This is a genomic window from Xanthomonas sp. NCPPB 1754 (assembly GCF_041475725.2).
Lineage (GTDB): Bacteria > Pseudomonadota > Gammaproteobacteria > Xanthomonadales > Xanthomonadaceae > Xanthomonas > Xanthomonas euvesicatoria.
The window spans coordinates 699,386-717,792 of sequence record NZ_CM192982.1; the positions used below are offsets into that span (position 1 = coordinate 699,386).

General features: G+C 65.2%; 16 protein-coding genes and 1 pseudogene. 9 read left to right on the top strand and 8 right to left on the bottom strand.

The features are described 5' to 3' along the window. Nucleotides 1-78: 78 nt before the first annotated feature. The 3 genes from ACCQ15_RS03095 (at nucleotide 79) to ACCQ15_RS03105 (ending at nucleotide 2,109) form a co-directional block, all read left to right on the top strand. Nucleotides 79-552, top strand: a complete 474-nt coding sequence (locus ACCQ15_RS03095) for an Rrf2 family transcriptional regulator (protein WP_011346273.1) — start codon at nucleotides 79-81, stop codon at nucleotides 550-552. 102 nt (nucleotides 553-654) lie between these two features. After that, nucleotides 655-1,554: an NAD(P)/FAD-dependent oxidoreductase gene (locus ACCQ15_RS03100; RefSeq protein ID WP_372172144.1), complete on the top strand. Its 900-nt coding sequence runs from the start codon at nucleotides 655-657 to the stop codon at nucleotides 1,552-1,554. A 360-nt stretch (nucleotides 1,555-1,914) separates the two neighbouring features. Next, nucleotides 1,915-2,109, top strand: coding sequence for a hypothetical protein (locus tag ACCQ15_RS03105; protein ID WP_029818569.1), 195 nt, complete (start codon nucleotides 1,915-1,917; stop codon nucleotides 2,107-2,109). Between the two features lie 227 nt (nucleotides 2,110-2,336). On the opposite strand, the gene ACCQ15_RS03110 is transcribed toward ACCQ15_RS03105, so the two are convergent. Together ACCQ15_RS03110 and ACCQ15_RS03115 are read right to left on the bottom strand one after the other, a co-directional pair. Beyond that, nucleotides 2,337-2,882, bottom strand: a complete 546-nt coding sequence (locus ACCQ15_RS03110; protein WP_218534384.1) for a hypothetical protein — start codon at nucleotides 2,880-2,882, stop codon at nucleotides 2,337-2,339. Between the two features lie 194 nt (nucleotides 2,883-3,076). Continuing rightward, nucleotides 3,077-3,991 (bottom strand): class I SAM-dependent methyltransferase, encoded by a 915-nt coding sequence (locus ACCQ15_RS03115; protein WP_051876350.1) that lies wholly within the window; start codon nucleotides 3,989-3,991, stop codon nucleotides 3,077-3,079. Between the two features lie 160 nt (nucleotides 3,992-4,151). On the opposite strand from ACCQ15_RS03115, the gene ACCQ15_RS03120 reads away from it, so the two are divergent. Further along, a complete protein-coding gene (locus ACCQ15_RS03120) occupies nucleotides 4,152-5,027 on the top strand; it encodes a DMT family transporter (RefSeq protein ID WP_372381208.1) in 876 nt (291 codons plus the stop codon). A 97-nt stretch (nucleotides 5,028-5,124) separates the two neighbouring features. Here the strand turns inward: ACCQ15_RS03120 and ACCQ15_RS03125 are convergent, their stop codons facing one another. Further along, a complete protein-coding gene (locus ACCQ15_RS03125) occupies nucleotides 5,125-5,898 on the bottom strand; it encodes a transporter substrate-binding domain-containing protein (protein ID WP_014089280.1) in 774 nt (257 codons plus the stop codon). Nucleotides 5,899-6,196: 298 nt separating this feature from the next. On the opposite strand from ACCQ15_RS03125, the gene ACCQ15_RS03130 reads away from it, so the two are divergent. After that, nucleotides 6,197-6,412: a hypothetical protein gene (locus ACCQ15_RS03130; RefSeq protein WP_011346280.1), complete on the top strand. Its 216-nt coding sequence runs from the start codon at nucleotides 6,197-6,199 to the stop codon at nucleotides 6,410-6,412. 770 nt (nucleotides 6,413-7,182) lie between these two features. Continuing rightward, complete coding sequence (gene cycA, locus ACCQ15_RS03135) at nucleotides 7,183-8,559, top strand: D-serine/D-alanine/glycine transporter (protein WP_277574358.1); 1,377 nt, start codon at nucleotides 7,183-7,185, stop codon at nucleotides 8,557-8,559. Nucleotides 8,560-8,646: 87 nt separating this feature from the next. Here the strand turns inward: cycA and xopV are convergent, their stop codons facing one another. Continuing rightward, nucleotides 8,647-9,633: a XopV/AopV family type III secretion system effector gene (gene xopV / locus ACCQ15_RS03140; RefSeq protein WP_218488918.1), complete on the bottom strand. Its 987-nt coding sequence runs from the start codon at nucleotides 9,631-9,633 to the stop codon at nucleotides 8,647-8,649. 237 nt (nucleotides 9,634-9,870) lie between these two features. Between xopV and ACCQ15_RS03145 the strand changes: the two genes are divergently transcribed. Further along, complete coding sequence (locus ACCQ15_RS03145) at nucleotides 9,871-10,782, top strand: CorA family divalent cation transporter (RefSeq protein ID WP_055026658.1); 912 nt, start codon at nucleotides 9,871-9,873, stop codon at nucleotides 10,780-10,782. Between the two features lie 166 nt (nucleotides 10,783-10,948). Here the strand turns inward: ACCQ15_RS03145 and ACCQ15_RS03150 are convergent, their stop codons facing one another. The 3 genes and pseudogenes from ACCQ15_RS03150 to ACCQ15_RS03160 form a co-directional block, all read right to left on the bottom strand. After that, entirely contained in the window at nucleotides 10,949-11,644 is a 696-nt protein-coding gene (locus ACCQ15_RS03150) for an AIM24 family protein (protein WP_014089286.1), read from the bottom strand. Nucleotides 11,645-12,070: 426 nt separating this feature from the next. After that, a pseudogene (gene treA, locus ACCQ15_RS03155) lies at nucleotides 12,071-13,744 on the bottom strand (alpha,alpha-trehalase TreA). A 271-nt stretch (nucleotides 13,745-14,015) separates the two neighbouring features. Then, nucleotides 14,016-14,786 (bottom strand): DUF72 domain-containing protein, encoded by a 771-nt coding sequence (locus ACCQ15_RS03160; RefSeq protein ID WP_014089288.1) that lies wholly within the window; start codon nucleotides 14,784-14,786, stop codon nucleotides 14,016-14,018. Nucleotides 14,787-14,890: 104 nt separating this feature from the next. Here ACCQ15_RS03160 and ACCQ15_RS03165 point away from each other — a divergent pair, with 104 nt between their 5' ends. Then, on the top strand, nucleotides 14,891-15,643 hold the full coding sequence (locus ACCQ15_RS03165) for a DNA-formamidopyrimidine glycosylase family protein (RefSeq protein ID WP_008577537.1): 753 nt from the start codon (nucleotides 14,891-14,893) through the stop codon (nucleotides 15,641-15,643). A gap of 601 nt (nucleotides 15,644-16,244) precedes the next feature. Continuing rightward, nucleotides 16,245-17,150 carry a hypothetical protein gene (locus ACCQ15_RS03170; RefSeq protein ID WP_171309880.1) on the top strand — a complete coding sequence of 302 codons (906 nt, stop codon included), beginning with the start codon at nucleotides 16,245-16,247 and terminating at the stop codon, nucleotides 17,148-17,150. A 37-nt stretch (nucleotides 17,151-17,187) separates the two neighbouring features. On the opposite strand, the gene ACCQ15_RS03175 is transcribed toward ACCQ15_RS03170, so the two are convergent. After that, nucleotides 17,188-18,117, bottom strand: a complete 930-nt coding sequence (locus tag ACCQ15_RS03175) for a GAF domain-containing protein (protein WP_218492369.1) — start codon at nucleotides 18,115-18,117, stop codon at nucleotides 17,188-17,190. Between the last annotated feature and the right edge of the window lie 290 nt (nucleotides 18,118-18,407).

Consider the following 18,407-nt stretch of genomic DNA (forward strand, 5'->3'; position numbering starts at 1 on the left):
GAGGCGATGCTGCGGCACAATCTGCCGGCCGATGGCGACCGCTGGTTGCCGTGAACCGATCGAACCACCCAGGACCGCATGCGCACCGATAGCCGCCTTTCCCGCATGTTGCACGTGTTGCTCCACATGGCCAGAAGCCCGCAGCCGATGACCTCCGAGCAGATCGCCAGCATGCTGTCGACCAATGCGGTGGTGGTGCGCCGGACCATGGCCGGGCTGCGCAGTGCCGGCTATGTGCAATCCAGCCGCGGGCACAACGGCGGTTGGCAGATCGGCTGCGATCTTGCGCAGGTGACGCTGCTGGATGTGCATCGCGCGGTTGGCGGCCCGCACCTGTTCGCGATCGGTGCCGATCACCCGAATCCGCAATGTGGGGTGGAGCGTGTGGTCAATGCGGCAATCGCCGATGCGCTGGCCCACGCCGAAGCGCTGCTGTTGCAGCGCCTGGGCACGGTGACGCTTGCCGCACTGGCGAGCGAGTTCGATGCCTTGTGCAGCGCGAGGGCGCCATCTGGCGGCAACGCGGCGGGCAAGCGCACGCGGCAGCGCTGAATCACGTCACTGGATGCGCGGCGCGATACCCGTGGTGTCTCCGCCGTCGATTAATGTAACATCGAAAGATGCATTAATCGGTGGCGGCACCCAGGAGCGACCATGCAGCACGAGGTGATCATCATTGGCGGCAGTTATGCAGGGCTGTCAGCCGCCTTGCAGTTGGCGCGGGCGCGACGCCGCGTCTTGCTGGTGGACAGCGGCCGGCGGCGCAATCGTTTTGCCGAAACCTCGCATGGCTTGCTGGGCCGCGATGGCGCATCGCCCGCGCGCATCGCCGATGAGGCGCGTGCGCAGGTGCTGTCGTATTCCAGCGTGCAGTGGGCTGATGGCGAGGTCGTCCAGGTCCGCGGGCAGGCGGATGCGTTCGAGGTCGTCTTTGCCGATGGCAGCGTGCATGCCACCCGCCGGCTGATTCTGGCCATGGGGGTGGTCGATCGTCTCCCTGCGCTGGCCGGTCTGGCCGAACGTTGGGGCAGGCAGGTGTTCGTGTGTCCGTATTGCCATGGCTACGAACTGCAGCAGGGGCGCATCGGTGTGATCGCGACCTCTGCGCTTGCTGCGCATCAAGCCGCCATGCTGCCGGATTGGGGCCCTACTTGGCTGTTCTTGAACGACACGCTGGTGCCGGACGAATCCCAGCGGGCGCAACTGGAGACGCGCGCGGTGCATGTGGTGACCGGCGCAGTGGCGGCGCTGCAAGGCGAGGGCGATGCGCTGGAGCTGGTGCTGCACGACGGCCAGAGGTTCGCGTTGGACGGGGTGTTCATCACCACCCAGACCGAGATCAGCCCGTTGGTGAGGCAACTTGGATGTGCCACCAGCGAGGGGCCTTTCGGTCGCCTTCTCGCTGTGGACGCCATGCAGGCAACGACGGTGCCGGGCGTATTTGCCTGTGGCGATATCGCAAACCCGGCCGCATCGGTGGTGTTGGCGGCAGCCGGCGGCGCGATGGCCGGCGTTGCAACGCATCGCAGCCTGATCTTCGGCCTGGGTAGCTGACGATTGCGCAAGTAGCGACGCGCGTGCACGCCAGCGGTGTGCGGGCTGCGACTCAGCGCCGCATCCCCGACTGACGCAGGTCCTGCATTGGAATCCTGTGCCTGGCGAAAAACAGCAGTGCAAGAGCGCCGTAGCCGGTGACGAATGACGGCCAAGCCCACCTGACGACTGCGCAGCGGTTGGTCGCTCTGAGTGGGGGCGCGTAAACTTCGCTGCCATGTGGATAGAAATTCAGTCTTGAAAACACCTCGTCCATCACCGCCGCCGGCCTCTGAACGCAAGAGTTCACGCCTGATCGACTGGCTCGTGCGCGGCGTGGTTGGTATCGCGGTGATCGCATGTTGCGGACGTTTTTGGCTATTGGGTGAGGCAGTCTTCGAAGGACGCTATGTCAGCGTTATTCGTGGCCGGCCGGCACGGATCTTTCTGGTCGACAGCGACCCGCATCGCTTCTGGATTGCTGTTGGCTGGGATGCACTGCTGAGCTGCGTACCGTTGCTGATCGTCGGCGGGTTTGCATATGCAAGTTGGCGCGCGCGCCGCCACGTGCGGTGATGGCACGGTTGGCGGCGATTGCAGTCTTCGTGCTGCATGACCCGGCGTGTGCGTGGCCACCGATCATGCGACGTCGCTGCCATCCGATACCCAGCGGTTAAGGCGCGGCGGCAGGCAATCGTCTGCAGCGTGCAAATGCTGGTGCGCGGCGCAAACGGCGTGTCGGGCAAACAGCGCTGACCAAAAGCAGGCCGGATTCGCATCGGCCCGCGGCGCTCGCGCAACCATCAATGCGCTTTTTGCTTGCGCGAAGGTCGCCGCGCACCGTGCCTGGGCCAGGTGTCGTAGCTGTAGACGAACTGCTTCTGGTCGGCCCCCACGGTCGGGTCGCAATGCCAGGAACCGGCGACACCGCCGGGTTCCAGCACGCCGCCGATCTCGCGTACCGCCTGCGCTTCGAAGGCGCAGATGGGCCCGTAGACGGCCACATCCCAGTCTGGTCGCGACGTTGGATGCGCGTGCTGTACCAGCACGACGTCGCTGCCATGGAAGCGATGGACCTGCGCGGCATGTTGGCGATCGGTGCTGAAGTAGCAAGGTGCACCGATGCTCAGTACCACGATGTCGCCGTCGCGCGACACCGCGCACTTGCCCTGGTGCTCGCCCAGGCGGATCACACGCCCGCCCACCGTTGCGGTGGTCACCGGATAGCGCGTGGTCACTTCCGACATCGGCTGCGATGCTGCGCTTGCCGATGCCGTCTGCGCGTGTGTTGGTGTCGCAGTGACCGGCAGTAGCCAGACCAGCAGGGCAATGATCAAATGGGCGCGCATGCAACGTCCGTGTCGAGGGCGCGGCAGTATCGCAGATCCCGCCGGCGGCACGCTGCAACCGCCGCGGTAACCGTCATGCCGGCCTCGCGTGATCATGCAGTGCGCATGCGTGCCGCGAGTGCACGCCGTCTTGCATTCGCCACGCGATGATCGCGCGGGCCGTATCGCCAGCGTCAATGGCGTGGAGGCGCCACTCAGCGCCGTGCAGGCAAGCTCGCCAGCACGCCATCCAGGGCAAGTTGCGTGGTGAAGCCGGCCTTGGCCAGGCGCTTGCTCACTTCGTTGGGCACATCGCGCCCACTGGTGAGCTTGTTCGGCGCGCCGGTGTAATGAAACAGCCGCCCGCCTCGGCGCAACACGCGTGCCAGCTGACCGTAGAAAACCTGCGAATACAGCTCGCCCGCAATGCCGAAGCGGGGCGGGTCATGCAGGATGGCATCGACCGAATCGTCGGCCAGCGTGGCGATGTGCTGCGCGATATCGGCATGGGTCAGCTGCAAACGCCCGCCGGCAGCGGCGCCCTGCGGATCTGGCGACCACGGGTTGAGCGTGCGCAGCCACAGCACGTCGGCATTCTTTTCGAACGAGAGCAGCTGCGCGACCCCGGCCTCCAGGCAGCAGGCGGCGAAGTAGCCCAGGCCGCCGCAGGTGTCCAGCACGATCTTGCCGCGCGGATCCACCAGCGCCACCTTGCGCCGCGCATCCTCGAATGGGGATAGTTGCGCGGACGGCAGCATCTTGATGCCATCGATCTCGAACGTGGGCGCGCCCCATTCGGTGGGCACCAGCTTGATCAATGCGCCGCTGTAGCGCGAGATCGGCGCGAAATCCTCGCCATCCCAGAAGTACAGCGTGCGCTCCTTGAGTTTGCCCGGATAGGGATAACCGCGGCCGCGCCATTGCCAGGTCTGTGCATCGAGCTGGGCAGTGTCGGTACTGCGGCCCAGGTCGAGCGAGCCGGTCCAGTGAGTCAGACCACTGCCGCGCGCGGCAAGCAGGGCTTGGGCATCGGCGAGAACGAGTAGGGGGCCGGAGTAGTGGGGCACGGCTGACAGCTCTGTGTGCGGCGTGCGGCACGTGCCGCACCGCTGCAAGGAAGGGAGCGGCATCGTAACCGACCTGTTGCGGCATCTGCTGCCGGGCCACCACCATGCGCTCGCCACCGAGGTCGACTGCCCGCGCCGTTTCGCTGACACACGCTGCAACGCATACTGCAGGCAGTCCGTATCGACACCTCGTCGGATCGGCGTCAACCGTGGAGTGTGGGCAATGCTGAAAGGTGTGTTGTTGGGGTTCGCCTGCTATGCGGCCTATTCGATCAGCGATGCGTTCGTGAAACTGCTCGAGGGCACGCTGCCGGTCTATGAAGTGCTGTTTCTCGGCGCGCTGCTGATGCTGCTGGCGGTGCAGTTCCTGAAAAAGCCCGACGACCAGCTGCGCGAGCTGGTGATGGCCAAGCAGCCGGCACTGTGGCTGCTGCGTGCGCTCACCGGCGCCATCGGCAATCTCACCTCGGTGATCGCCTTCACCACCTTGCCAATGGCCGAAGCATTCGCGCTGATCTTCCTGATGCCGATCTTCGTCACTGTGCTGTCGGTGATCTTCCTCAAGGAAGAAGTGCATTGGCGGCGATGGTCGGCGGTGATCGTCGGGTTCATCGGCGTGTTGATCGTGCTGCGCCCTGGATTTCGTCATCTCACCCACGGGCATGTGGCGGCCATCGTGTGCGGCCTGGTCGGCGCCATCTCGGTGATCGCCTTGCGCATGGCAGGGCATAGCGAGAAGCGATTGACCTTGTACGGCGCTGGCGTGATTGGCCCGTTGGTGATGGGCGGGATCATGATGTTGCCGAGCTTCGTCTGGCCCACGCTGTCCCAGTGGGGCTTGTTGGCCGGCTACGGCTTGCTCGCCGGGCTGGCTGCCATCTGCATGATGTACGCCACGCGCATGGCCCCGGTCAGCCTTGTCGCACCGACCCAATACAGCCAGATGCTATGGGCCATCGCCTTCGGCTACCTGCTGTTTCACGATCATCTGGACTGGCCGATGGCCGTGGGCATCGCGCTGATCCTGGGCGCCGGTCTGTTCACCCTGGTGCGCGAGGAACAGGTGTCGCGTTGGTGGCGGCGAACCAAGATTGTTTGACGGCGGGGATTGGGGAGTCGGGATTGGGGATTTGTAACAGCGTTAGTCGACTTGACGTGCAGCTTTGCTGCTTTTCGAATCCCTAATCCCGGCTCATTCAGCGCGGCTGCCGCCAGCCTTCAACGATGCGTTGATAGTCGCCGCTGGCCTTGCTCAGGTGCAGCCATTGGTCCACATAGGCTTTCCAGGCGTGGTCGTCGCGCGGGAGAAGGAAGGCTTTTTCGCTGTATTGCAGCGGTTGCTCCGGTGCGATGGCGCACAGGCCTGGCAGCCTTGCCTGCTGATACAGCGCTTCGGAGGCGTCGGTGATCATGACGTCTGCGCGATGCGCCAGCAGTTCCTGAAAGATGGTGGTGTTGTCGGCGAACAGCCGCAACGTGGCCTGCGGTAACTGGCGGTGCGCGAAAGCCTCGTTGGTGCCGCCCGGTGGTTCGATGAGGCGCACCTCCGGCCGGTTGAGCTGTTCCAGACTGCGGTAGCGCGCCTGGTCGGCGCAGCGCACCAGTGGAATCTTGCCGTCCACATCCAGTACCGCGCTAAAGCTGGCCTGGCGTTGCCGCTGCAAGGTGACGGAGATCCCGCCGACCGCGATATCGCAGCGGTCGGCCAGCAAGTCCGGCATCAGTTGCGGCCAGCTGGTGCGCACCAGGCGCACGCGTGCGTCCAGGCTGGCGGCCAGCGACTGCACCAGGTCGATGTCGCTGCCTTCGAACTGCCCGTCGCCGCGCAGCAACGAATAGGGACGGTAGTCGCCGGTGGTGCATACGCGCAGCACCCCCGATTGCAGCACCGCATCCAGGCGCGACGCCGGTGTGGCGGCGTGCGCCGTGCCGCAGCTCAACAACAATGCAAGGCAGATGCGATGGCGCATGGCATGGTCTCGGCGAGGTCTGGGCATGATAGCGGTGGCTGCGGCGGCCTGCGCTGCAAGGCGTCGCATGCGCGCCAGGTCAGGCTTGCTTACCGGCTTGGACGTGGCCGTCTGCGGTTGTGGATGCGCGACCGCGCAAGAGGGCCTTGTGCGCCGTGCGATGTCGAGTGTGATCATTCGCGCCATGCCGACTGCGCCACGTCAACAGCATGTCACGCAGGCTCATTGCAGGCTCACGGCGGAGTAGCGCGATGCAGCCTAGCGTTAACGCTCCTGTCGAATTCCATCGGAGCTGCTCATGCATCTGAATCCACGCACCGCGCGCACCATGACCAACGCCGACGCCGCTGTTCTGGCACATGGCACGCCCGATCCCGATACCAACGAAGAAGACACGCCGCTGGAAGAACAGCCGCCGCAACGCGGTGGCCTGAACGATGAGGTGGGCGACCCGGAGCAGGAGGACGACGGAGCGCTGCCGGGGCGGGTAGGCGGCGGCCTTGCGGGTGGTTGAGTACTGACGGTGCGACTGCGCTGGTATGAGCTCTACCTGCCGTCACCGTGACAGCACGTCGCATGCCGGTCCCACTTGTCGGCGCGTGTCTTTCAAGACACGGGCGTCCACGCCTGTACCGCGTTTTGTTCTCTTGATAGTAGCGCCAACGAAGAGTAGGTCAGTGTCGCGTTTGTCCCTGCTTCCTGTTGGCCATTTTTTCGCCTGGCGTCGTGTCTCTGCGTGCTCGTCCTCCGTCTTGTGCGCTCGACGTTGCTTGTCACGCGTGCGGTCGGGAAAGCGGGCGGGAGCATGGCAAGTGCATGCCGCGTGCGGCTGCGCTGCAATGGGGCAGCGCTAGCGGCGCCATGTTGTGATCTGAGGCGCGGCTGCAGGCTTGATCTATTGCATGTGGTGCTGTTGGCGTCGTCATCAATGCCGTGCACTGCCTTGCTGCCCCGGCGATGACCTGGCGACAACGGGCATTGCGGCAAGCGATCCGTCAGCGCAGTTCCGACCGGCACGAGTTGGCGAATCAGGCGGGCGCGAGCCAGCTGTCCGATGCGCAGCGACTGGGTACCCGGGTGCCCAATGCGCACAGCGCCCACGCGTTCGGTGCTTGTCTCGACAGTGGGTGTCTACACGCCACCACCGACGCACCATGATGGGGCGAGCTGCCCACCATGCGCTGGCGCATCCATGCCCTTGCGGTTGCCGCGGCGCAAACCCCTGGTATGCGTCGGCGCGATCTCGTATTTTTGACGGCTTGTTCACTTGCCGGTGCCGTGCCCATGTCTGACCCGTCCGTGCCCGATCATCTGCAACGCAGCCTGTCCAATCGCCACCTGCAGTTGATCGCCATCGGCGGGGCGATCGGTACCGGCCTGTTCATGGGCTCTGGCAAGACGATCAGTCTGGCCGGGCCGTCGATCCTGTTCGTCTATCTCATCATCGGCGCGATGCTGTTCTTCGTGATGCGCGCAATGGGCGAACTGCTGCTTTCCAATCTGGAATACAAGTCGTTCATCGATTTTTCCACCGACCTACTCGGGCCGTGGGCCGGGTTTTTCTGCGGGTGGACGTACTGGTTTTGCTGGATCATCACCGCCATTGCCGATGTCATTGCCATTGCGGCCTATGCGCAGTTCTGGTTTCCGGGATTGGCGCCGTGGATTCCCGCGATCTTGTGCGTGTTGTTGCTGCTGAGCCTGAATCTGGTCACGGTGAAATTGTTCGGCGAGATGGAATTCTGGTTTGCGCTGATCAAGATCATCGCCATTGCCGCATTGATTATCACCGGCGCCGGGCTGGTGGCCTGGGGCTTCCGTTCGCCGTCGGGCAACGTGGCCTCGCTGTCGAATCTGTGGAACGACGGTGGCATGTTCCCCATGGGCATCGGCGGGTTCTTTGCCGGCTTCCAGATTGCGGTGTTCGCCTTCGTCGGTATCGAGCTGGTCGGCACCACGGCTGCAGAAACCGCCGATCCGCGCCGCAACCTGCCCAAGGCGATCAACTCGATCCCGGTGCGCATCTTGATTTTCTATGTGCTTGCGCTGATCGCCATCATGGCGGTGACGCCGTGGCGACAGGTGGTGGCCGACAAGAGCCCGTTCGTGGAGTTGTTCGTGCTGGCCGGCGTGCCGGCGGCGGCGAGTTTGATCAACTTCGTGGTGCTGACCTCGGCCACCTCCTCGGCCAATAGCGGCATCTTTTCCACCAGCCGCATGCTCTACGGCCTGGCCGAAGAACAGCATGCGCCCAAAGGCTTTGCCAAGCTGTCGCGCGCGGCGGTGCCGGCGCGCGGCCTGCTGTTTTCCTGCCTGTGCCTGCTGCTGGGCGCGATGCTGGTGTATCTGATTCCCAACCTGGTCACTGCGTTTACGCTGGTCACCACGTTGTCGGCGGTGCTTTTCATGTTCGTGTGGTCGCTGATCCTGTGCGCCTACATCGCCTACCGCCGCAAGCGCCCGGAGCAGCACGCCGCCTCGGCGTTCAAGATGCCCGGCGGCGTGCTGATGTGCTACGTCTGCCTGGCATTCTTCGCCTTCGTCATCGTGCTGCTCACCCTGCAGGACGACACGCGTCAGGCATTGCTGGCCAGCCCGGTGTGGTTCCTGCTCCTGGCCATTGGCTATGCAGTCAAACGCCGCGGGAACCGGCAGCGTTGAGCGATCGGTGCGGAACTCATCGCGTGTGCAGCGTGCGGCGGTGACCGCACGCTGCGAGCCGTCATGGCGATGCGCGTGGCCGGTGGATCATTCACCGCTTGGGTCAGGATGCGCCGCTTCGCCTTTCTCTGCCGGGCTCGGTGACGCGATGGCCGCCCCGGCGGGCACACGCTGCAACGGAATCTGTTTCTTTGCTTTCCATTCCGGCGTGACCGGCAGACCGTAGTGCTGAAAGAGCTTGGCAACGTTTTCAAGATGGTCTGACGTTCGGTCGGCATATTCGCTGAATCGCCCCGAATCGTTATCGATGCAGAGCTCGCCGTCCGTGTTGTAGTACAGGGTACCGCTGATGCGCGCCTCCGGTATCCGGCGATTTTCCTGCCAGGGGGTCTTGTTCCATGGTTGGCCGCCCACGAGGGTGACATGGCCTTGCGCGTACGGCTGTTTCTTCTTGCGCGCGTCCTTGCTTGTCATCGGCTCGTCCAGGACCACGCCAGGATGCCCTTCGCCGATGACCAAGCTGCCATTGCTGGCGATGTTCCATTTGTACTCCACCTTCTTGTCGCGCAGATCGTCCAGGCGCAGGCGCTGAGCCAGTGGCGTACTGGGCGGGACGTCGGTTGCAGTCTGTCCGCGGAACGTCGGGGTGCTCCTGATGCGATCGATGGCGTCCTCGCTCAGCCCGAGATCGTTGGATAGCTTGGCTGGATCGAGACGATGCAGCGTCTTCAGTGCCGGACCGGTCGAGACGAACAGGCGTGTTGGATTGATCTTGACGTGCTCGGGAGCCTCCGTTATTTCCTGAGCCTGGATCGGCGTCCGGTGGGTACCGTCTTTCAGATGCTTTCCGCGCGCAGGCTGGGTGCTGCCGAACAGCGTATCGAGATGGCTGCTGTCTGCGACGAACGCCGGCGATCGCCCCTTGGCTGATGCGCTTCGGCGCAGGCGGGGCAGCTCGCGAAGCTGGGAATGGACGCCGATTTGGATGTCGTCGCACACCGCTGGGGCATGTCGCGGATCCACATGACCGATAGGCTCGTGTAGCCCGCCAGACGCCGAGCCGGAGATCTTCATGCGCGTACTCCTAGAATGCGTGAGCGGAAAATGTAAGACAGCCAGAAACTGCATACCGCGCACAGCAGAATCGATGTGCGATTTGGCGAACGCTTTCGCTGCCTTGCAGAAACCGCACGGCGAATTGCAGGTGTGACCAGGGACGGCCGTCGTCGCCGTCGCCGATGGGCATGTGCCGGCGTTGACGCCATGGTGGACGCGGAGGATGCTTGGGCTCTTTCATCTCACAGTCGATGCATGATCACGATCCACCCGATTGCCGGAACCCGGCACACCCCAGGTTGCTGGGTCGACCTGTGCCAGCCAAGCCCGCAGGAGCTGGCGCAAGCCGCTGAGAAAGTGGGGTTTGCCTTGCCTGATCGTGCGGCGATCGGCGAAATCGAATTCAGCAGCCGGGTGCGTCGCCAGGGCGATGTGTTGTTTCTCAATGTGCCGCGTTTCCAGGACGAGGACGGCCCCACGGCGCCGTTGGGGTTTGCGCTGTCGCCCACCATGCTGGTGACCTTGCGCGAGCAGCGCATCGGCTCATTGGAGGCCCTGACGACGCGGCTGGAACACGAGCCCTGCCACAGCTCTGACGATTTGCTGCTACGCATGTTCGATCAACTGGTCGGGCGTCTGGCGGACCGGCTTGAGGGACTGGAAGCGGCGGTCACCGAAACCACGCGGCTGGTATTCGACAGCCCACACAAGACCAAGGGCCTGGAGCGCATGTTGCACCAGGTCGGCGACATGGGCCGCCAGCTTGGCGGCCTGCACAACGCAGGGCAAGGCATGCTGCGCCTGGTCACCTATCTGGATGGCGCCGCCCCGGACTGGTTCGGGGCCGATGCAGCCAAACGCATCACCCTGCTGCACAAGGACCTGACCACCTTGAGCGAATTCCAGCAGCACATGGACGACCGCATCGAGTTCCTGCTCGACAGCGTGCTGGGCATGATCAACATGGACCAGAACAACGTGATGAAGGTGATGGCGGTGGCGTCGGTCGTCGGCATTCCGCCCACCGTGCTGGTCGGCATCTGGGGCATGAACTTTTCTTACATGCCCGAACTCAAGGGGCACGACCATTACTTCTGGGCGCTGGGCATCATCGCGCTGAGCGTAGTGGTGCCGCTGGCGTGGTTTCGCAAGCGTGGCTGGGTGTGACGAATCAGCGCCCGTAAACCGTGGGAGCGCTGCTGGGCGCGCTATGGCGTGACCGGGAAGGCCCTCGCGCCCAAGGGCGCTCCTACGGGGTTGGCCGGAAAACTGCCCGGGGTGCATGGCGTGCAACCGGGCAATGTGCAGTGCTTGCTGCTGTCGGGCGGCCTGGTCAGCCCTTGGCCTGGAAGCTGGCTTCTTCGTACGGCTGCACCACCACCCAGCCTTCGCCGGCAAAACGCATCTGCAGGCTTTCGCCCGAGCCGCGGCCGAACAGCGTGCCGATCGAGACGTCGGTGACCAGCTCGGGGGTCAGCGTGCCGGACCAGGCGACGGTGGCGTTGGGGTCGGTGAACACCGGGCCGCTGGCGGCGGTGACCGGCAAGGTCAGTGGCTCGTAGTGCGAGGTGATCGCCACGATGCCGTGGCCGCTCAGGCGCACATTGAACAGCCCACCGGAGAGCATGCCGGCCACTTTGCGCATCATGGTGATCTTGTGTTCGACGCCCGATTCGAACGCCAGCACGTCGTTGCCGTTGACGAAGATCGCCTCGCCGTTCAAGCGCAGCAGCGTGATCATCTTGCCGACATCGGCCAGATACACGCGGCCCTGGCCTTCGGCCTTCATCAACTGCATGCCTTCGCCGCTCACGGCTTTTTTCAGCAGATTGCCCAGGCCCTGTTCCAGCAGTCCCTCGCGGGTGAACTTGACGTTGCCGGTGCGCGCCACCATGGCGCCGGCCTTGGACCACACCATGCCGTCGAGGCGCACTTCCAGCAGATGCGGGTTTTCCAGTTCGAACGGATCGGGGCTGACGTCCTTTTCCTTGGAATGGGCGAGAAATTCGTTGAGCGTGCGTACGGCCATGGGTCCGTCCTGGAGTGAAAGAGTGCGTATGATACGCGGCCCTCTGCGGTGCAGTCGCGGGCCGGCGCCGGGAGCATAAGTGCTGCGCATCGCCGCACGCGATGACAGCGGCAATGTGGCGATCAGCAATCGCGCTCTACGCTTGCGGGCGAACCAGGTGCGGATCGAAGAGCTGCGCTCCACGCGGCTGCGCACACCATCAGAGCGCGTCGCCGGTGCGCAGGATCGCCATGGTGGCCCGTCTGCCACGGCTCGTGCGGGCAATGCCCCATCGCACGCCTGTTCGCAACGTGTTGCCAGCAAAGGCAGAGCGCGTCATGTCGCCGCGACGGCGGTGCTGCGCATCGGTGACGTGCACCGTCCGAGACCCGACGCCAATGATCCGACCCTGCCGCTGCCACGCACTGCGCGGCAGCGGCACCATCCTCAGCGCGCGGCCGCCTCGGGCTTGCGCACGCGCTTGGCGGGTGCGGTTTTGGCATCCTTGCCCGGATACAGGTTCAGCAGCATCAAGGTGACGCCGTTGGTCCAGCCGAAGCCGTCCTGCAAGGCGTATTCGCCACCGCCGCCGCCGGCCGCATCGGTCTCCAGGCCGTACTTTTCGACCAGCTTGTGCTCGCGTGCGAACAGCGCCTGTACCTGGGCCAGAAAACGTTCGCCAATGGTGCGTGCCAGCGCGTCTTCGCCGTAGCGCCGCAGGCCATCCACGGCCACCCATTGCAGCGGCGCCCAGCCGTTGGGTTCGTCCCATTGCTGGCCGGTCTTCACTGCGGTGGTCGCCAGGCCGCCGGGGCGCAGCAGCGTTTTACGCACGGTGCTGGCGGTGCGCTTGGCGTGATCGTCCGAGGCCAGGCCGGCGAACAGCGGGTACAGCGCGGCGGCGGTGACCTGGTTGCTCAGCGTGCGCGTCTGCCAGTCGTAGTCGGCGTAGTAGCCGGCGGCATTCCACAGATGCGCGTCGATGGCCTGCTTGCGCTGTTGTGCAAGTGCGGCGTAATCGCGGGTGCACTCTGCGCCGGCTTGCGCGCAGGCCTGCGCCAGCGTGCGCTCGAGGTGGTAGAGCAGGCTGTTGAGGTCGATCGGGAGGATGGCCGTGGTGCGGATGGTGCGCAGGTTCTGGCCGTCGGCCAGCCAGCGGCTGGTCTAGTCCCAGCCACTTTCGGCGCCGGCACGCAGGTCGCGGTAGACCTCGGCGGCCGGGCGGTCTTTCACTTCTGCGGCGGTACGGGTGTCGTGCAGCCAGGCCTCCGGGCGCGGGGTGTCGCGCTCGTCCCAATAGCGGTTGAGCACGCTGCCGTCGGCCAGGCGCACCACGTGGCGCGCGGCCTGGCCGGGCTGCAGGTCATCGCTGCCCTGCATCCAGTAGGCGTATTCCTTCTGCAACTGCGGCAGGTAGCGCTGATACACCGCCTCGCCTTCCACGCCGGCCTGCAGCTCCACCATGTAGGAGAAGAACGGCGGCTGCGAGCGGCTGAGGTAGTAGGTGCGGTTGCCGTTGGGAATATGCCCGTAGGTGTCGATCAGGTAGGCGAAGTTGTCCAGCATCTGGCGGCTGAGCGTGGTTTCGCCGCTCTTCACCAGGCCCAGCATGGTGAAGTAGGAATCCCAGTAATACACCTCGCGGAAGCGCCCGCCCGGCACCACATACGGATGCGGCAGCGCCAGCAGGCTGCTGTGCGGCGGCACGTGGTTCTGGCTGCGCACCAGCTTGGGCCACAGCAGGTCGATGTGCTCGCGCAGCGCGGTGTCCTGGCGGATCGCGTCGGTCTGCACCGGCGGCGATTCTTCGAAATTGGCATCCACGAACTTGCGCAGGTCGAAGCCGGGGTGATCGCGCTGCGCCAGATAGTCGGCATTGATCAGCGCCGGGTCGCGCAGCGGCAGGAAGTCGACAAAGTGCTTCTGGTCGTCGAACAGCTCACCGCGCTGCACGGCCTGGAACAGTTCCGGGTAGGCCAGGTCGGGCGTGGGCGGCGTGGGCGCCGGCGCATTGACGACCGGAGGGTCCAGCGGCGCGGCGGTCAGCGTGCCCGGCGCAACAAACATGCTCAGCGACAGGCCAAGCAGCGACGTGCAGCACGGGGGCGCGGCAGAACTCATGACATCTCCAGAACGGGCAGTGGCGTAGGGCATGGTAAACGACCGATGTGGCGGGCGGGACCGAGCGGGGTGCCGGCACGCCGACAGGCTTCGCACGGGGACGACTGGATTCAGCAAGCTGATCGGCGTGGTGCCGCAACGTGCGTCTGTCCAGGCATATCGGCGCGGCACTCAGGCAGCTTGAATGGTGGCGCGCCGGCATCCCTGCAGTCTGGCTGCTGCAAGATGCGCGCCAGTGACGTGCCGGAAGACCGCCACCTGCCCGCTTGCGCTAGCGCTCGTTCTTCAGCAGGCGCTGTAATTCCAGCGCATTGGAGGTGGCGCACCCGGCTGCGGTGTTGTCGAAGATCACCCAGCGTTCGGGCGGTGGCGGCGTGCTATCCGGGTGGCTGGCGCGCACCGTGGCGGCCAGCGCCTGCAGTGCGGTGTGCGCGTAGCTGCTGTAGTAGATACGCGGGGCGCCATGCCAGCGCCAGTAAAGCGGCGCAGCAGCCAGGCTCGGGAGGGAGGCCGCGGGCACCGGCGCCGGGTCGGCGGCGCAGCGTGCAATGCGATGGCGTGCCAGCAGCGCCTGCGCAGGTGCGGCGAACCAACTGGCGTGGCGTGGTTCGCAGACCACGCCGCCGTCCCAGCGCCGGCGCAGCATCGCGAAAAACCGCGAGGCCACCGCGGCATCGAAGGCCGCGCTGGGCGGCAGTTGCAGCAGCAGGCAGCCCAGTCGTGTTCCCAACGCGCCGGCCTGCGCCAGGAAGGCATCCAGCAGCGGCCCGGTGCCGTGCAGGCGCGCGTCGTGGCTGATGCTGCGCGGCAGCTTGACCGAAAAACGAAAGTCCTCCGGTACGCTGTCGGCCCATCGTGCGTAGGTGCTGGCGCGATGCGGGCGATAGAACGAGGAATTGATTTCCACCGCGTCAAAACGCGTGGCGTAGCGCTGCAACACGCTGGCGCCCTCGCCGAACTGTGCACGGTCGGCGGCAGGAATCGACCAGCCCGCGCAACCACAACGCACACGTGCAATGGCACCGGATGGACGAGCTGGCATGGCAGGCAAGCGGAGGGTGGCAGCACTCTATGCATGCGCGTGCGTCAGGATGTCGTGTGCATCGCGATCACGGGCGAATCACGCAGCGCTTCGATACTGGGCGCATGCCAGAAGGTCCCTCACTTGTCATCCTGCGCGAAGATACCCAAGCGTTTGTCGGTCGCAAGATCGTGCGCGTGTCCGGCAATAGCAAGCAGGACATCGCCCGTCTGGACCAGCAAAAAGTGCTGGCACTGCGCAGCTGGGGCAAACACTTCCTGATCGAATTTGCGCACTTCAGCGTGCGCATCCATTTCCTGCTGTTCGGCAGCTACCGCATCAACGAAGACAAGCCCAACGCGGTGCCGCGCTTGTGCCTGGAATTTTCCAACGGCCAGCGGCTGAACTTTTATGCCTGCTCGGTGCAGTTCATCGAGCGCCCGCTGGACGAGGTCTACGACTGGACGGCGGATGTGATGAACCCGCTCTGGGACCCCGCGCAGGCACGCCGCAAATTACGCGCCGCGCCGGCACTGCTGGCGGCCGATGCACTGCTGGACCAGACCATCTTTGCCGGCGTGGGCAACATCATCAAGAACGAGGTGCTGCATCGTATCCGCGTGCATCCGGAAAGCACCGTGGGCGCACTACCGGCGCGTAAGCTGGGCGAACTGGTCACCCAGGCACGCGACTACAGTTTCGACTTCTACACCTGGAAAAAAGCCTTCGTGCTGAAGAAGCATTATCAGGTGCACACCAAGACCAGTTGCCCGCGCGACGGCGCGCCGCTGCAGTACCGCAAGCATCTGGGCAAGGCCGGGCGTCGCGCGTTTTTCTGCGAGGTCTGCCAGCGTCTGTACCGCGCCGACGAGGCCTGAGCTGCGCCGCGCCGCGGCCGGGAAAGCGGCGGGCAGATCGGGTAAGGCCTGCCGACGGATTGCGGTCACTCAGCACCAGCTCGCACTAGCCGAGACCTGCGTGCGCCTGTCGTTGGCTTGCCAATGAGCGGATGGCGATGCGTCTTCGGTGGGAGTGCTGGCGTACCGGTGCAACAGCGTTCGGGCAGATGCACTGCGCGGTTGGGCGTCGCCCGGGTGTGCAGTTTTTCGCGGTGCTGGCGGTTGGCCTGCGCATCGCATGGCCGGCGATGTGCCTTGCCTGTTTCGGATGCTGGTGTCGAATGCGCTCAGCGGCGCGCCCTCTGTTTGGCCCGTGGCGCACTGGCAATTCGCTTGCGCAACCTGCGGCGCAATGTGAATGGCGGCTGGCCCTTCCTGGCCAAACAACGAATTCCAAACGCGCGCCGGCGCGGCGCCCGCTAGATTTGCGCGTCGCACACCAGGGTTCGCCGTGTGCGGCATCGGCACTCTCATCTCATCGGTCTCCCGCATTGTGATTACCCGCAGGAAGGAAGCGCTTGTCCCGCATGTCGCCGCTGTCGCATGCACGGGCGCCATCCTGTTCTTTCTTGCCTGCCTGTTGCTGTACATGCCGCCGCCGCGCGAAACCGCGCAACACGAGGACACGTTGCAGGTGTATTTCGTGCCGCGGCCGCAACAGACGCCGCCGGCACCGCAGCAACCGCCGCAGGAGCCCGAGCGCAAACCGCGCGTTGCATCGGCCGCGCGTGCGACGCCGCCGGCCACGCACACGCCGCCACCGCCGCGGGAGCCGGCCGCCGCCACTGCCCCTGCCAGCGATTCGATGTCCGCCCAGCTGTATACCCGTGACGGGCGCCTGCGCATGGCGCAGGTGGACCCCATGGCGCAGACCGGCAGTGCGGTGCCGCCGGGGATGGCCGACGAACGCGCGCAGGCCAAGGCGCGCAAGATCATGGAGCGGGTCAACCCGGTGCAGTACCAGCAAACCCGCTTCGCCAAGGACTGGAAGAGCGATGGCACCCTGGGCGATGTGGCGGTGCAGGAAATGAATCGCGGCATGAAGAAGTTCAACGACATGCTCAACGGGCCGCAGACCCAGGTCGCCAAGGCGCGGCCGCCGCCGGATGTGCGCTTCAATCCCGCGCTTGCCGGCAATCAGGCCGAGATGGGCAGCGAGGCGACGGGCGATGCCTATAAATCGGCGCCGATTGCGCATGAAACGCTGCCCGACCTCAAGGGTGAAGCCAGCCGTCGCATCCGCGAGGCATTGGCGGCGCTGGAACAGCGCAGTGCGCGTTGCGATGCCTCCAGGCGCACATCGCTGTTGTCGCCGGTACGCACGCACCTGTCGGATCTGGAACGCGCCGAGCACGCCTTGAACAACGGCGCCGACCCGGTGATGGCCGCACAGATGTTGCCGCGTCAGGCCGACAGCGCCTACGACCTGGCCCGCCGCGCGCTGTGGTACGCCGATCGCCAGTTGAAGCAGTGCGCGCTGGGGTGAGGGTACGTCTGCGACGCAGCAGACCGGTTCGCAGGCCTCAGGCCAGACTCTGCCGGTAACGGTCCTTTTCTGCGCTCAGCGCGACCTCGGCACGTAGAAACACCTGGCCGATCGGCTCGTCCGGGGCAGTGGATTGCGCTTGGCCCAACAAGACGGTCAGGCCCAGCGCATGTTGTTGCTGGGCGATCTCGCGCAGGCTCTGCAAGGTGCGCTCGGCGTCGGGGCCGCGCAGCACGGCGATGAATTCCGCACTGTCGGTGACGCGGTCGATGCTGTTGCCTGGCCCCTGCACCAATGCAGCGAATGCCTGGTCGAGCTGCTGCAGGTTGCGCCCGAGCAGACGTTCGCTCTGGCGCTCGGCCAGTGCGGCCAATTCCTGCACTTCCAGAATCACCAGGTGATAACCCGTGTCGGCAACGGCCTGGCTGGCGACCGGGACGACCGGCTGCAGGATGGCATCGCGCTCGAGTTGCAGCTCGCGCTTGCGCTCGTCGAGCAGGCGCATGGCCACCCGTGCAAGCGCCTGCAGGCCGGTGCGCTGCAACTCGGTGAGCGTGCGTGGCTCGGTGTCGAGCACGCAGACCGTGCCCAGTGCAACGCCTTCTTCGGTGACCAGCGGCATGCCGGCATAGAACCGCGCGCCGGTGTCGCCGGTGACCACCGAGATGTCGGCAAACCGGCTGTCCTTGCGCAAGTCGGGTACTTCCATCAACTGATCGGGGCTGCGGATGGCGTGGTCGCACACTGCCTGGCTACGTTCGGTCTGCTGCAGGCCCAGCCCCAGCCGCGCCTTGAACCATTGGCGGTCGCGGTCCACCAGCGACATCAGCGCGATCGGTGTGTCGCACAGGGACGCGGCAACCTGCACGACGTCTTGATAGGTGTCTTCCGGCAGGCTGTCGACGATGCGATAGCCATCCAGGACCTGTTGGCGAGAGGCTTCGTCAGCCACGGGCATGTCTTTCATCGAATAAGCCAGGCAAGCGCGAACGCGAAAGCCGCAAGCATACCGGCAGCGCCGGTAATGCGGCGTGGATGCCGCCCTGCGGAGCGCGCAGCGTGAGACACCAACACCGCACGCTGACAACGACCGCGTGTGTCGTGGTTGCGTGCCGAGCGGGCAGGGCTGCCATGGCGAACTCGCTATAGGCGAGGTGTTCAGCATGTGCTGGGTGTACCGCACGCTCTGGCGAGTTTTTCGCCCGGGCCGTCTGTAGCAAGATTGCACACAGCGGCAGACGGGCTCACCCTGCAGTG

Excerpts from the sequence above, each read along its gene's own strand:
- ACCQ15_RS03095 (WP_011346273.1), top strand. The coding sequence starts at position 79 with ATGCGCACCGATAGCCGCCTTTCCCGCATGTTGCACGTGTTGCTCCAC.
- ACCQ15_RS03100 (WP_372172144.1), top strand. The coding sequence starts at position 655 with ATGCAGCACGAGGTGATCATCATTGGCGGCAGTTATGCAGGGCTGTCA.
- ACCQ15_RS03110 (WP_218534384.1), bottom strand. The coding sequence starts at position 2,882 with ATGCGCGCCCATTTGATCATTGCCCTGCTGGTCTGGCTACTGCCGGTC.
- ACCQ15_RS03115 (WP_051876350.1), bottom strand. The coding sequence starts at position 3,991 with ATGCCGCTCCCTTCCTTGCAGCGGTGCGGCACGTGCCGCACGCCGCAC.
- ACCQ15_RS03120 (WP_372381208.1), top strand. The coding sequence starts at position 4,152 with ATGCTGAAAGGTGTGTTGTTGGGGTTCGCCTGCTATGCGGCCTATTCG.
- ACCQ15_RS03125 (WP_014089280.1), bottom strand. The coding sequence starts at position 5,898 with ATGCGCCATCGCATCTGCCTTGCATTGTTGTTGAGCTGCGGCACGGCG.
- ACCQ15_RS03130 (WP_011346280.1), top strand. The coding sequence starts at position 6,197 with ATGCATCTGAATCCACGCACCGCGCGCACCATGACCAACGCCGACGCC.
- cycA (WP_277574358.1), top strand. The coding sequence starts at position 7,183 with ATGTCTGACCCGTCCGTGCCCGATCATCTGCAACGCAGCCTGTCCAAT.
- xopV (WP_218488918.1), bottom strand. The coding sequence starts at position 9,633 with ATGAAGATCTCCGGCTCGGCGTCTGGCGGGCTACACGAGCCTATCGGT.
- ACCQ15_RS03145 (WP_055026658.1), top strand. The coding sequence starts at position 9,871 with ATGATCACGATCCACCCGATTGCCGGAACCCGGCACACCCCAGGTTGC.
- ACCQ15_RS03150 (WP_014089286.1), bottom strand. The coding sequence starts at position 11,644 with ATGGCCGTACGCACGCTCAACGAATTTCTCGCCCATTCCAAGGAAAAG.
- ACCQ15_RS03160 (WP_014089288.1), bottom strand. The coding sequence starts at position 14,786 with ATGCCAGCTCGTCCATCCGGTGCCATTGCACGTGTGCGTTGTGGTTGC.
- ACCQ15_RS03165 (WP_008577537.1), top strand. The coding sequence starts at position 14,891 with ATGCCAGAAGGTCCCTCACTTGTCATCCTGCGCGAAGATACCCAAGCG.
- ACCQ15_RS03175 (WP_218492369.1), bottom strand. The coding sequence starts at position 18,117 with ATGAAAGACATGCCCGTGGCTGACGAAGCCTCTCGCCAACAGGTCCTG.